Genomic DNA, 12,603 nt, shown 5'->3' with positions numbered 1-12,603 from the left:
TGGTATTTTCCCTGGGATAATATACGGATTTATTATATATCGCGTCCGCATGAGTGTAGTCGTCGCTTACCATGACGAATGAGAACGTTTCACGACGGACGCTGCTGAAGGGGGTCGGGGCTGGTGTGGCTGCATCGGCGCTCGCAGGACAGGTCGCCGGCGCGGACGAGGGTGCCTACATCGTCGGCGTCGAACCGGACAGCGGCCTCGAGACGGCCCGGCGGGCGGCCGACTCGGTTCGCAAGGAACTCGACTTCGGCTCGATCGGCCGGGCGGTTTCGGGTCAGTTTTCCGAGGCGGCGCTCGACGGACTGCGAAACAACCCCAACGTCCGGTACGTCGAGCCCAACGGACGGATGCACGCCCTCAGCCAGACGACGCCGTACGGTATCGAGACGGTCAAGGCCGATCTCGCCATCGACGACGGCGAGACCGGCGACGGCGTCAGCGTCGCCGTCCTCGACACGGGTATCGACGCCGAGCACGAAACCCTCGCGGCGAACCTCGGCGAGGGGTACGCGACCGACGACGCCGCCTGTACGACCGGCTGTGGCGGCGGCCCGTTCGGCGGCGGCAACGATATCGAGGAGTGTCTCGAAGAGTGGGACGACGACAACGACCACGGCACCCACTGTGCCGGGACCGTCGGCGCGGCCGACGACGGCGTCGGCGTCCTCGGCGTTGCTCCTGACGTCACGCTGCACGCGGTAAAGGTGCTCCAGTGCGACGGGGGCGGTACGTTCGACGACATCGCGGAGGGAATCGTCTGGTCGGCAGACCAGGGCCACGACGTCCAGAGCATGAGCCTCGGGGCGGACAGCGGCTCCTCGGCGGTCGAGGACGCCGTCCAGTACGCGGCGGATCAGGGCGTCGTCCTCGTCGCGGCCGCGGGCAACTCCGGGCCGTGTACCGACTGCGTCGGCTATCCCGCCGCCTACGACGAGGTTATCGCCGTGAGTGCGACCGACGAGAACGACGACCTCGCGGACTTCTCCTCGACCGGACCAGAGGTCGAACTGGCCGCCCCCGGCGTCGACACGCTCTCGACGATTCCGCGCGACGACTACGCCGAGTTCTCCGGCACCTCGATGGCGTGTCCGCACGTCGCCGGCGCCGCTGCAACCCTGATCGCCGCGGGAACCAACCCCGCGAACGTCCGCGACGAACTGAAGGCGGCGGCGGACGACATCGGTCTCCCGGACACCGATCAGGGGGCCGGCCGGCTCAACGTCGCTGCGGCGCTCGATATCGAGAGCAACGACGACGATGACGACGACAACGGCGACGACGATCCGATCGACTCCGAGCCGATGATCGACTCGTTCTCCGTCGACGCCTCCGGAAACGGCCCGTGGTCCAGCGCCGACGTCGACTGGGCGGTATCGGACGACGACGGTGCACTCGAGTCGGTCACGACGGAGCTGCTCGACGGCTCGACCGTCCTCGAGAGCGAGTCCTCGTCCGTGAGCGGCTCGAGTGCGTCGGGGACTCACGAACTCCGCACGCGCGACGATCCGGACGGCGTCCGCCTGACGGTCGTCGACGAGGCGGGTAACGAGGCGAGCGAGACGACCGGCTACTGACGGTCCTGCCGCCAGGCGCCCTTTTTTGCGAACGCAGTCCGTGACCTCTCCCATGACGTTCAGCATCTGCGTTCACGAAACCTACGAGAGCGAGGACGGCGAGACCCACGACCGCTTCGGCGTGGCGGTCACGACCCGCCTGCCGGGCGTGGGAACGCTCTGTCCGTTCGTGAGCGAAAACGGGGCGGTGGCGACCCAGAGCCTGGTCAACGTCGACCTCGGCCGGCGCGGCATCGCCTACATCGACGACGGACTGGCCGTCGACGACGCGCTCGAGGCGCTGCTCAACGCCGACGACGGCGCCGCCCAGCGCCAGCTCCACGGCGTCGACGCCTCGGGAAGCTTCGCGTTCTCGGGCGAGGAGTGCAAGGGGTGGTACGGCCACCGCGAGGGCGAGAGCTACACCGTCGCGGGGAACCTCCTGACGGGAGAAGCGGTGCTCGAGGCGACCGCCGACGCCTACGAGGCCGGCGGGGACGCGCCGCTCGCCGAACGGCTGATCGACGCCCTCGAGGCGGGCCACGAGGAGGGCGGGGACAAACGCGAGGAGTTACCGATCCAGAGCGCGGCCGTCCGCGTGCGGACGACTGAAGACCGGGAGCTGGCACCGTTCTACGACGACCTCCGGGTCGACGCGACGGAGACGCCGCTCGCGGATCTCCGGGAGACGTACGAACTGGCGAGCCAGGGGTACGAAGACGCGATGGCGCGCTACGAGGAGGCCTACGAGTCGGACTCGCTCGAGGCGACCGAGAGCGCCTGATGCGGTCTGCGGCGCCGGTTTCTCGGCACGACTGCGATCCGCAGGGTCGCGCCGGAACAGCCCCCGGAAGCCCGTCTGGTGCTCACTCCGGTCGATAACTCAGCCGGTGAACTCGAACAGTTCGTCGCCGACGTGGTGCAGCGAGTCGATCACCTTCCCCTCGCTGCCCGTCATCTCCGAGCCGTGGACGCGCGCGCGTCCGACGGCGAGGATCTTTCCGTGGGATTCCTCTGCGATCACGACGAGGTCGTCCGGAGAGATCTCGCCGTCGGCGCGGGTGATCCCCGGTCGCATCACGTCCGCGCCGTCGCTGACGAACGAGACGGCGCCGGCGTCGACGACGACATCGCGGCGGTCGGGTTCGTAGGCGTTGGCGCCGCGGACGGTGAGAAACGGCTCGCCGTCGAAGTACGTGACGTGTGGCTCGCCGTCGACGAGCACGACTTCGGTATCTGATTCCTCGAACTCGACGCGCTCGTAGCTGTCGCCGTCGAGCGTCACACCCAGCTTCTCGGCGATGGCCGTCTCGAGGTCCGAGACGGCGTCGCTGCGAAGGTGGTGGCGTGATTTCACCTGCATACCCGGCCCAACGACCGGTCCGGCTATAAAACGCCCGCTCCCCGCGAGGTGTGGCGTGGCAACCGCTAAGTACGAACACGAACAGGGTGACAGTATGTGGCGTGCCAGGCGACGCGAGCGGCTGGTGACCTGTATCGCCTGCGGTCGCGAGCTCGCCCGCGACCGGGCCCGGGAGTACGACAAGTACGGCGACCGGTGGGACCGCGAGGGAAAGACGTTCGAACACCTGTGTAAACCCTGCGACAACGACCTGTGTCGCCACTCGCGGGCCGAACTCGAGGCGCTGCTCGTCGAGGTCGGTGCCGGCGAGCGCAGCCAGGCGGAGTTCCTCTCGTGGTACCTGGCGGTCGTCGAGGAACGGTACGGCCCGCTCGAAGAGTCCTGATCGGCGGTCGATTCGTTCGTCCGACTCGAGCGCTCCCGACACGTCTTTGACGCTCACCTTCGTAGGCGAGGATATGAGCGACGACGCAGCCGACGCCCAGGCGGCCGCCGGTACGGCCGAGGGACAGGGTCCGGTCGAGATCAGCGAGGAACTCGCCCGCCACCTCGAGAACAAACGCGAGGAACTGTTCGAAAAACTCGAGATCCGCGACGGGTTTCCGCCCGAGGTGCTCGAGGAGGCCGAAGCGCGCACTGAAGACATCCAGTCGGAGATCAGCGAGGGGATCGACGACGACGAGCGGACGGATCTGCGCCACCTCACGACGTGGACGACCGACCCGATCGACGCTCAGGACTTCGACGACGCGCTCTCGATCGAGGAGCGCGACGACGAGTACGTCCTCTGGGTTCACATCGCCGACGTGACCCACTACGTCCACCCCGAGTCGGCGATGTGGGCCGAGGCCGTCGAGCGGGGCAACACCGTCTACCTGCCCGGCTACACCATCCACATGCTGCCGCCGGTGCTCGCGGAGTCGGTCTGCTCGCTGGTTCCCAACGAGGAGCGCTTCGCCCACACCGTCGAGATGCACCTCGACAAGGAGGAGCTCTCCTACGAGTCCATCGACATCTACAAGTCCGTCATCGAGTCCGACGAGCGGCTCACCTACGCCCAGGCCGAGAAGCGACTCGAGGACCCCGACGCGCCCCTCCACGAGGAGAACGTCCTGGTTCACGAGGTCGCAGACCGGATGCACGAGCAGCGAAAGGAGGACGGCTCGCTGGTACTCAACCCGAGTCGGGACCGCGCCCACACCATCATCGAGGAGTGCATGCTGAAGGCGAACAAGGCCGTCACGCACGAGCTGATGTGGTCCCGCGGGGTCGAGGCGATGTACCGGGTCCACCCCCAGCCCAGCCCCGACGAGTGGTCGAAAGCCCTCCAGGAGATCCAGGAGCTAGACGGGGTTTCGATCCCCGGCGACACCTGGGACGATCCCCGGAGAGCGGTCAACGCCACGCTCGAGACCGCGCCGGGTCGCCAGCTCGACAAGATCCAGTGGGCCGTGATGAAGGTGATGCCGCGGGCGAAGTACATGAACGACCCGTTCGGCGGCCACCACGCGCTGAACTTCGAGATCTACGGCCACTTCACCAGCCCGATCCGAAGGCTTAGCGACCTGATCAACCACTGGATCGTCTACCAGAACGACGTGCCAGAGAACCTCATCGCCCTGTGCGATCGCGCGAGCGACAAACAGAAGGCCGCCGAGCAGTGCGAACGCGAGTACAAGGGGTTCCTCCAGGAGGTCGGCCTCGACCCCCAGGCGGTCAACAACCGGGGGATCGAGGTGGTTGAGGAGAGCGAGGCCGAGTGAGCGAAGGGAACGAGGCCTCGACGTACCGAGCGGCGAATGCCGCGAGGAGAGCGAGAGTTGAGTAGTGCGGGACCAGAGGTCCAGCATACCGTTCGCGCGGTTTCACCGCGCGACGCGAAGCCCTCGAGAGACCGCCGTTCCAGTCGTTCGGCTGCCGTTTCCCGACTCGTTCCGATTCATGTCGGCGACCCGACGAAGGATTTATGTCCTTTAGATATCACCATTACTGGTGAAGACGACATGAGTGCAGAGTTCAGCGGGCCGACCGAAGAAAGTGACTCCGAACACCGACGAATCGAACACCACCTCGAGAAGGCACTCGCGCGCAGCGACGATCGAGAGGCGACCTACCACATACGGGAGGCGCTTCACCTCCTGTACACCTGATCGTCCGTACCGGTTGCCGCGCCGTTCCTGGCGGAAGTCATCCCGTTCGTACTCACTCGGAGCCGATCGGCCGCCCGTAGACCGCGACGTCGTACGTCTCACCCAGAAACTCCTCCTCGATCGTCTCGAGTCGGTCGAACCCCCGCGACTCGTAGAAGCCGACGCCGACGTCGTTCTCGGCGAACACCTCGAGTCGCAGCCGCTCGTACCCCTCTCCAGCGAGAGCGGCGTCGAGGTGCTCGAGCAGGTGCGAGCCGACGCCGTCGCCCCAGAAGGCGGGGTGGACGTAGAGCCGCGTCAGGTGGGCGACGTCGGGGGCTCCCTCCCACGGGCTGGCGTGGCCGAAGCCGACGACCTCGCCGGCGACGAAAACGTGGTGGCTCGACGCCCCGATTGCGCTCCGGAGGCGGTCGATCGCGTACCAGTCGTCGACGACGGCGTCGACGGTATCGCTCCCGAGCAGGTCGTCGTAGGCGGCGTGCCAGCTCTCGCGGGCGACATCGCGGATGGCCGCGGCGTCCGTCTGCGCCGCCCGTCGAATCTCTCGGGTGCGCGTCACGACTCGAGTTCGCTGACGACTCCGAAAAGGGTTTTCGTCCGACCGGCGGTTAGCCGCGGGCGGGTACGATCGCGTGGTAGCGCTGGCGGAACCGGTAGAGCTGGACGTCGTGGTAGACGGCGTTCGTGAGCAGACAGGCGAAGCGTCCGGCCTCGAGATCCAGCCAGAGCGAGGTCCCCGTAAACCCGGTGTGACCGATCGACCGCCCGGACCACTGGGGAGCCGGAATCAGGTCCGTCGCGACGCGCCAGCCGTAGCCCTGCGAGGCGGTCTCGGTTCCGCTTCGCCGGACCGCCAGGCAGTCGACCGTCGGGGCCGACAGCACCCGCCCCGCGCCCCCGGCGTCTGCCAGCAACGAGCGCGCGAACCGCGCGACGTCGAGGCCGGAGGCGAACAGGCCGGCGTTGCCGCTCTCGGCGCCCATCGCGTTCGCGATCGGGTCGTGGACCTCGTTTACGATCTCGCCGCGGCCGTCGTACTCGCGGTCGTAGGTCGCGACCACGCCCGTCGACGGGGGCGAATCGTATGGACCGAGGCTTGCTCCCCTCATCGCCACCGGCTCGAGGACGTGCTCCTCGGCGAGGGCCGCGAGCGAGTCGCCGGTCACCCGGCGGAGCACCTCGGCCAGGTGAACGTAGTTCAGACAGCTGTAGACGAAGCCGTCGCCGATCCGCCGGTCGAAGAGGTGGCGGTCGTACAGCGCCTCGAGAACCTCCTCCCGGCTCGACCACTCCTCGGAAAACGCGTACGGCTGGAGCCCCGAGGTGTGGGTCAGCAGCCGGTGCAGCGGGATCTCGCCGCGGCGCCGGCGTTCGAGGGCCGGCACGTGATCGCCCACCGTATCCGTCAGCGTGAGGTCGCCGCGCTCGAGCAGTCGGAAGAACGCGGTGGTCGTCACGATCGGTTTGGTGAGCGAGGCGACGTCGAACGGCGTCTCGCCCGTGACGGGCCGGTCGTCGGTCGGCGAGGGCTGGCCGACGGCCTCGAGCGCCGGCGGCTCGTCGGGTCCGCCGAACACCGCGACCGCGCCGGTGTAACGCTCCCGCTCGAGGCCCTCCTCGAGCAGTGCCCGGACGCGGGGTGCGTCGGCCGTCTCCCCGACCTCGAACGGCTCCGTTCCGCCCGCGGCGCTCATCGGCCGGCGTCCTCGAGGTCCGCGAGGACGTCCGCGTCGGGGACGATGCCGTGACCCGGCCCCTCGACGTCGAGCACCGGTCCGCGCGGGACGTCCGTGAGCCGGTCGGCGTGTGAGAGGTTGCCGTCGAGGTCGACGTAGGCGAAGCCGCCCAGCCCGGCGACGAGGTGGGCGCTGGTGTGCAGGCCGAGGGCGGACTCGAGCATGCAGCCCACCATACACTCGAGGTTCGCGCCGCGGGCGATCTCGGCGATCGCCGCACCGTCGGTGAGTCCCGACTTCGCGAGCTTGATGTTCACGACGTCGGCCGCCCGTTCGCGCGCGATCCGGGTCGCGTCGGCGGGCGTGAAGACCGCCTCGTCGGCCGCGACGGGAACGTCGACGGCGTCGGTGACTCGCTTCAACCCCGCGATGTCGTCGCGGTGGACGGGCTGTTCGAGCAACTCGAGGTCGAAGTCGCGGGCGCGAGCCCGATCGGCGAACCGGATCGCCTTCTTGGGCGTCCAGCCCTGGTTCGCGTCGACCTTGACCGCGGCGTCGGGGGCGACCTCTCTAACCGCCGCGACGCGCGCGAGGTCGTCAGCGAGGTCGCCGCCGACCTTGATTTTGAGTTCGTCGAAACCGCCCTCGATCGCCGCCTCGGCCTCGGCGGCCGCGGTTTCGGCGTCGACGATCGAGATCGTAATATCCGTCCGGACGGGCGTCGGCTTCCCGCCGAAACACTCCGCCAGGGCGATCCCCCGCTCGCGACAGTAGGCGTCGTAGCAGGCGGTCTCGAGGGCCAGAATCGCGGAGACCGATCCTGGAAGCGCGCTCCGAAGCTCCGAGACGAGGCCGCGCCGGTTTCGGAGGTCCCCGCCCTCGAGGACCGCCGCCCCCGCTCGTGCGGCCGCCGCCGCGCTCGCCTGGGTCTCGCCGGTGATCGTCTCGAGCGGGGCGGCCTCGCCGTGGCCGACGGTTCCGGAGTCGGTCTCGATGCGGACGAGGACGTTCGCCGCCCGTTCTTTGGTTCCGAGCGAGATCTCGAAGGCGTCGGTCAGCGCGAGATCGAGTTCGAAGACGTCGACGCTGTCGACGATCATCGCTTCCCCCATCGGCGGTCGGTTCGTCGTGGACGTGCGTGCATGGCGAGCGATTGTCGGGGTCGGCTTATGAATCCCGGCCCAACAATGGACGAGTCACGGTGAGTTCGACCTGGTTGTCGCTTCCACCGGGACTGATATCGTAACAACTGAAACGGGTTGCACACTGCTCGCACGCGACGCCCGAAACCGGCGCGGTGGGGGCGGCTTCGGGCGAGCCTCCGCGAGCAGTGTGCAGTGACTTTCAGTGGCTACTATACCCTCGGTTCCGTACGATCCGGAAATGGCTCCGCAGACGGACGAGTCGGTGTCGGTTTCGGTCGAGGGCCTCGAGTGTACCGTCGGCGGCGGCGGTTCGGAACTGATTCTCGCAGACGGCGAGCGAAGGGTCGCGTTCCGCGCCGACGACGGCGCGTTCTGGACGGCCGCGTTCCGCGACGCGGACGGCGTGGCCGCGACGGCAAACGGGGCGGGCGCGACGTTCACCGCAGACCGCACCGCGACCGCGACGGGCGCCGAGGTGACCCTGCGCTGGCGCGAAGAACCCCTCGAGTTCGAAGCGGAGTCGGGAACCGTCTCAACGACGCTCTCCGGACGGCTCGAGGACGGCTCCAGCGCGGTCTCCTGGAGCGCGGAACTCGCGGTCGACGGCGTCGCGGCGAGTCTCGAGTCGGTGTCGCTACCTGCCGTCGACGAGGTGGTCGTCGACAGCGGTACCGGCGGCGACACCGAACTGGTGCTGCCGGACGGCTGGGGGCGGTGTGTCAGGGAGCCACTCGAGAACCCCGACGACGCGACCTACGAGGCCCGGTATCCCGGCGCCCGCTGTAACATGCAGTTCCTCTCGGTTCTCGGGGGCGACGGCGGCGCCTACGTCGCGGCCCACGACCCGCGGGGCCGACCCAAGTCGTTCGCGACAGATCCCGCCGATGGCGCGCTCGGCCTCGAGATCAGTCATCGACCTCCGGGAGTCGGCGAGCCGGCGACGACGGTCTCGTTTCCGTACCCGGTCGTGACCGCGACGGTTGCGGGCGACTGGTACGACGCCGCCCGGCGCTACCGCCGGTGGGCGACGGCGGGCGCCGGCTGGACCGACGCCGGACCGCTCGCCGATCGGGGGGACGTTCCGGAGTGGTTCCTCGAGCGTCGGCTCTGGTGGTTGCTCGCCCCGCGCGAGACCGATATCGAGGGCGACCTCGCCCTCCTCGAGCGCCTCCGGGACGCGTTCCCGGTGCCGACGGGGGTCCACTGGTACACCTGGCACCAGGGGCCGTTCGACGTCGACTATCCCGATTACTTCCCGGCCCGCGAGGGGTGGCTCGAGGCGGTGGCCGCCCTCGAGGCCGACGACGTCCGGGTGATGCCGTACGTCAACGCCCGGATCGCCGACCCGAACGGCGAGACGTGGCGACGCCGCGGGCTCGAGGACGCCGCCGCGCGGGTGGCGAGCGCCCGCCTCGAGCCGGTCGATCGCGCGCTCGCCTACGAGAGCTACGGCGGCCAGCGGATGGTCGCGATGTGTCCCGCCGTTTCGGCGTGGCGCGAGACGATCCGGGACGTCGTCACCCAACTCCGCGAGGAGACGGCCGCGAGTGCGGTGTACCTCGACCAGCTCGGAGCGTACGCGCCGCCGGACTGCGTCGCGACGGACCACGGCCACCCGCCAGGCGGGGGGAGCTACGGCGTCGACGGCTACCGCGACCTCCTCGCTGGAATCCGGGCTGACGCCGACGAAACCCGACCCGAGTTCGCCGTGACGACCGAGAACAACGCCGAACCGTACATGGATCGCCTCGCGGGCTACCTCATGTGGAACTCCGCGCGTGACGGCCTGATTCCGCTGTTTCCCGCGGTGTACGGCGACTACTGCGCCACCTTCGGCCGGCAGTTCTTCGGGTGCGACCTCGAGTCGGGCGCGGCGTTCCGGTCGAAAGTCGCCCAGTGTCTCGTCTTCGGGGGCCAGCTCGGCTGGCTCAGCCACTACGTCGCCGAGGCGCTGCTCGAGGACGAACACGAGACAGAGCGGCGGTACCTCCGTCGCGCCGTCGAGGCGCTCGAGGGGCGCGCTCGCGCGATCACCCTGGGCGAACGCCTTCGGGACCCCGCGGTCGCGGGCGTGCCGACCCACACCGTCGAGTGGGAGATGTACCGCCACGGCCGCTACGACGTCGCCCTCGAGGCGGTGCTGGCCGGCCACTGGCGGGTTTCGGCCGACGAGACCGCTCTCGTGGTCACGAACTGGTCGACCGTCGATCACGAGTGTCGTCTCGACCTCGAGCGCCCGTTCGAGGGTAAACTCGACCTCGAGTCCCCATCGGACGTCGACGCCGCGCTCGCGGTTCGGGGGGAGACGGTCGCGGTCGACCTCGACGTGGAAGCGTGTTCGACGGCGGTCCTCTCGCTTCGACGGGTGGACTGAGCGGGCGCCTACTCGAGCAGCCGCTTCGTCGTCCGCAGGGAGTCGTCAAGGGACTCGACGTAGCGGTCGTCGTCGGGGTCGAGGCTGTTGATCGTCACCCCGTCGGCGTCGCCGTAGGCGTGGACGTACTCGCTCCCGCCGAGGCTGATGGCGACGTGGCCGGGGAAAAAGAGGAGGTCGCCGGGAGCGAGGTCGTCCCGGTCGACGTCGGCGCCGACCGTCTCCTGCTGGTCGGCGTCTCGCGGGAGGACGACGCCGAGGGTGGCGTAGGACACCCAGGCGAGCCCCGAGCAGTCGATGCCGTCGGCGCGCATCCCGCCCCACTCGTAGGGCGTCTCGAGGAAGCCCCTGGCGACAGCGACGACGTCCTCGCCGGTTCCGACGGGCGCTGCCGGCGTCGCCTCCGAGAGCGAGCGCACCGCGTCGGTGGGAAGGCGGGCGCTCGCGCCGGTCCGAAACGCGACGGTCGCGACCCCGTCGGATTCGCCCTCGAACCGACAGCCGGTTCCGGCCTGGAGGCGGGCGGGCGTTCCGTGCCCGCCCTCGAGCGGCGTCGCCGGTGTGGCGGTGATCACCGCATCGGCGGTCCACGAGCCGCCGTTTTCGTCCGCCGGCCGCTCGAGGTGCTCGCGCTCGACCCAGCCGACGTAGCCGTCCGAGACCCGGACCCGCCGCCACCCCGCCTCCCGGTCGTAGCCGGTGAGGGCGGCGCCGTACAGCGCCTGGGTCACCTGCTCGGCGTCGGTCTCCGGCGCGCCGCGGACGGGAACGGCGTCGCGGCTCACCGTCAGCGCCTCGCCGTCTCCCTCCAGGACGACCGTCTCGTCTCGCACGACTCCGACGCCGGGGGTCCGGTCGAGTTCCCGGCGGACCGCTCGCCGGACGCACTCGGTTCCGAGGACTCCCTCGAGGACGACGCCGTCGGATTCGACCCGCGCCTCGAGGTCGAACGGCTCGACCCGGCGGTCGGGGGCGGCGACCGCCGCGGCGCGCTCGAGGGCGAGATCGGCCGGCGTCGTCATCGTCCACCCTCCGCGTCCGTCGCGGACGGAACCGGCGCCGCGTCGGCGAGGTCGGCGGGGACCGCCGCGTGAGAGATGACGTCCTCGTAGCGCTCGGGTTCGCGGATCACGTCGACGTCGCCGTTCGAGCGGGCGAGCAGGACCGGCGGCTTCGGCTGGGCGTTCGTGTTCGAGGCGCTGCCCAGCGAGTAGGCGCCGATCCGGTCGACGGCGATCACGTCGTCCCGCTCGAGCGGCGGCAGGGGGACGTCTTCGGCGATCACGTCCCCGGAGTAACAGAGCGGACCGGCGACGTGGTAGCGTTCGGTCGGCTCGCCCTCGGCGAGGGCGTAGATCGGGTACGGCCAGTACGAGGAGACGGCGTTCGTCCCCGCGTCGAGGACGGCGAACGTCCGGTAGGGGGTCTCCTTGACGACGCCGACGGTCGCGAGCAGGGTGCCGGCGTTGCCGACGAGCCGCCGGCCCGGCTCGAGGTAGAGCGTCGGCGCCGGGAGTCCTGCCTCGGCCGTCGCCTCGGCGACGGTGTCGGCGATCCGCTCGACGATCGTTTCGGCGGCGGGAACGTCCTCGTCGTAGGAGACGGGAAAGCCGCCCCCGAGGTCGAGGACGTCGATCTCGACGCCGAGTTCGTCGCGGATCTCGGCGGCGAACCCGCACATCGCCCGCGCGGCGACGCCGTAGGGCTCAGCGCTTTTGATCTGGCTGCCGATGTGAAGTTGGACACCCGTCAGGTCGACGGCGGCGGAGTCGACGGCCCGCTCGGCGACGGTCATCGCCCGGCCCGAGTCGATGTCCAGCCCGAACTTGGTCTCGTGGGTCGCCGTCGCCACCTCGGGGTGAGTCGGCACCTCCATGGAGGGGTTGCCGCGAATCAGCACCTGCGGGCGGCGCTCGAGGTCGGTCGCGATCTCGATCAGCCGCTCGAGTTCGGTCGCGTTGTCGACGAGGAACCGCTCGACGCCGCACTCGAGAGCGCGCTCGACGTCGGCCGGCCGGCGGTTCATCCCGGTCACGAGCAGCTCCGACGGATCGAAGCCGGCCTCGAGGGCCGCGGTGAGCTCGCCGCCGGCGTACACTTCGGCGCGACAGCCCTCGTCGCGGAGCACCGAGAGGATGCCGGGATTGTAGTTCGCCTTCACCGCGAAGTGGATCGCGGAGTCCGGGTAGTGGTCGTCGAGGGCGCCACGCAGGCGCCGGTAGTTCTCCCTGATGTCGTCCTCCCAGAAGACGTAGACTGGCGTTTCGAACGGCGACCGGAGCGCCGACTCCCGTTCGAGAAGCCGCGCTCGCCGTGCCTCGAGGTGCATACGT

At 69.5% G+C, this 12,603-nt stretch carries 12 protein-coding genes; 6 read left to right on the top strand and 6 right to left on the bottom strand.

What is annotated here, in order from left to right:
• The first annotated feature begins 71 nt into the window (after window positions 1-71).
• Complete coding sequence (locus NMQ11_RS13335; protein WP_255168942.1) at window positions 72-1,583, top strand: S8 family serine peptidase; 1,512 nt, start codon at window positions 72-74, stop codon at window positions 1,581-1,583.
• Between the two features lie 52 nt (window positions 1,584-1,635).
• Window positions 1,636-2,346, top strand: coding sequence for a DUF1028 domain-containing protein (locus NMQ11_RS13330; RefSeq protein ID WP_255168941.1), 711 nt, complete (start codon window positions 1,636-1,638; stop codon window positions 2,344-2,346).
• Between the two features lie 99 nt (window positions 2,347-2,445).
• On the opposite strand, the gene NMQ11_RS13325 is transcribed toward NMQ11_RS13330, so the two are convergent.
• Entirely contained in the window at window positions 2,446-2,925 is a 480-nt protein-coding gene (locus NMQ11_RS13325) for an RNA-binding protein (RefSeq protein ID WP_255168940.1), read from the bottom strand.
• Window positions 2,926-3,019: 94 nt separating this feature from the next.
• Here NMQ11_RS13325 and NMQ11_RS13320 point away from each other — a divergent pair, with 94 nt between their 5' ends.
• From NMQ11_RS13320 to NMQ11_RS13310, 3 genes are all read left to right on the top strand, one after another.
• On the top strand, window positions 3,020-3,310 hold the full coding sequence (locus tag NMQ11_RS13320; protein WP_255170897.1) for a DUF7562 family protein: 291 nt from the start codon (window positions 3,020-3,022) through the stop codon (window positions 3,308-3,310).
• A 73-nt stretch (window positions 3,311-3,383) separates the two neighbouring features.
• Entirely contained in the window at window positions 3,384-4,688 is a 1,305-nt protein-coding gene (locus NMQ11_RS13315; protein ID WP_255168939.1) for an RNB domain-containing ribonuclease, read from the top strand.
• Window positions 4,689-4,928: 240 nt separating this feature from the next.
• On the top strand, window positions 4,929-5,075 hold the full coding sequence (locus NMQ11_RS13310) for a hypothetical protein (protein WP_255168938.1): 147 nt from the start codon (window positions 4,929-4,931) through the stop codon (window positions 5,073-5,075).
• Window positions 5,076-5,127: 52 nt separating this feature from the next.
• On the opposite strand, the gene NMQ11_RS13305 is transcribed toward NMQ11_RS13310, so the two are convergent.
• From NMQ11_RS13305 to NMQ11_RS13295, 3 genes are read right to left on the bottom strand one after another with little or no spacing between them, the layout of a single operon-like run.
• Window positions 5,128-5,634 (bottom strand): GNAT family N-acetyltransferase, encoded by a 507-nt coding sequence (locus NMQ11_RS13305; protein ID WP_255168937.1) that lies wholly within the window; start codon window positions 5,632-5,634, stop codon window positions 5,128-5,130.
• A 49-nt stretch (window positions 5,635-5,683) separates the two neighbouring features.
• Window positions 5,684-6,769 (bottom strand): serine hydrolase domain-containing protein, encoded by a 1,086-nt coding sequence (locus NMQ11_RS13300; RefSeq protein WP_255168936.1) that lies wholly within the window; start codon window positions 6,767-6,769, stop codon window positions 5,684-5,686.
• The gene (locus NMQ11_RS13295; RefSeq protein ID WP_255168935.1) at window positions 6,766-7,851 is read right to left on the bottom strand and encodes a dipeptide epimerase; all 1,086 of its coding nucleotides are present in this window, start codon (window positions 7,849-7,851) and stop codon (window positions 6,766-6,768) included. Before NMQ11_RS13295 ends, NMQ11_RS13300 begins: the two co-directional genes overlap by 4 nt.
• A 283-nt stretch (window positions 7,852-8,134) precedes the next feature.
• Between NMQ11_RS13295 and NMQ11_RS13290 the strand changes: the two genes are divergently transcribed.
• Window positions 8,135-10,270, top strand: a complete 2,136-nt coding sequence (locus tag NMQ11_RS13290; protein ID WP_255168934.1) for a DUF6259 domain-containing protein — start codon at window positions 8,135-8,137, stop codon at window positions 10,268-10,270.
• Window positions 10,271-10,278: 8 nt separating this feature from the next.
• Here NMQ11_RS13290 and NMQ11_RS13285 read toward each other — a convergent pair whose 3' ends face one another.
• The gene (locus NMQ11_RS13285; RefSeq protein ID WP_255168933.1) at window positions 10,279-11,292 is read right to left on the bottom strand and encodes a C40 family peptidase; all 1,014 of its coding nucleotides are present in this window, start codon (window positions 11,290-11,292) and stop codon (window positions 10,279-10,281) included.
• Window positions 11,289-12,599: a diaminopimelate decarboxylase gene (lysA, locus tag NMQ11_RS13280; protein ID WP_255168932.1), complete on the bottom strand. Its 1,311-nt coding sequence runs from the start codon at window positions 12,597-12,599 to the stop codon at window positions 11,289-11,291. Before lysA ends, NMQ11_RS13285 begins: the two co-directional genes overlap by 4 nt.
• Between the last annotated feature and the right edge of the window lie 4 nt (window positions 12,600-12,603).

The sequence above is a fragment of the Natrononativus amylolyticus genome (assembly GCF_024362525.1).
GTDB lineage: Archaea > Halobacteriota > Halobacteria > Halobacteriales > Natrialbaceae > Natrononativus > Natrononativus amylolyticus.
This window is presented reverse-complemented; position numbering and strand designations above follow the sequence as displayed.

Excerpts from the sequence above, each read along its gene's own strand:
- NMQ11_RS13300 (WP_255168936.1), bottom strand. The coding sequence starts at position 6,769 with ATGAGCGCCGCGGGCGGAACGGAGCCGTTCGAGGTCGGGGAGACGGCC.
- NMQ11_RS13315 (WP_255168939.1), top strand. The coding sequence starts at position 3,384 with ATGAGCGACGACGCAGCCGACGCCCAGGCGGCCGCCGGTACGGCCGAG.
- NMQ11_RS13320 (WP_255170897.1), top strand. The coding sequence starts at position 3,020 with ATGTGGCGTGCCAGGCGACGCGAGCGGCTGGTGACCTGTATCGCCTGC.
- NMQ11_RS13295 (WP_255168935.1), bottom strand. The coding sequence starts at position 7,851 with ATGATCGTCGACAGCGTCGACGTCTTCGAACTCGATCTCGCGCTGACC.
- NMQ11_RS13335 (WP_255168942.1), top strand. The coding sequence starts at position 72 with ATGACGAATGAGAACGTTTCACGACGGACGCTGCTGAAGGGGGTCGGG.
- NMQ11_RS13285 (WP_255168933.1), bottom strand. The coding sequence starts at position 11,292 with ATGACGACGCCGGCCGATCTCGCCCTCGAGCGCGCCGCGGCGGTCGCC.
- NMQ11_RS13290 (WP_255168934.1), top strand. The coding sequence starts at position 8,135 with ATGGCTCCGCAGACGGACGAGTCGGTGTCGGTTTCGGTCGAGGGCCTC.
- NMQ11_RS13330 (WP_255168941.1), top strand. The coding sequence starts at position 1,636 with ATGACGTTCAGCATCTGCGTTCACGAAACCTACGAGAGCGAGGACGGC.
- lysA (WP_255168932.1), bottom strand. The coding sequence starts at position 12,599 with ATGCACCTCGAGGCACGGCGAGCGCGGCTTCTCGAACGGGAGTCGGCG.
- NMQ11_RS13310 (WP_255168938.1), top strand. The coding sequence starts at position 4,929 with ATGAGTGCAGAGTTCAGCGGGCCGACCGAAGAAAGTGACTCCGAACAC.
- NMQ11_RS13325 (WP_255168940.1), bottom strand. The coding sequence starts at position 2,925 with ATGCAGGTGAAATCACGCCACCACCTTCGCAGCGACGCCGTCTCGGAC.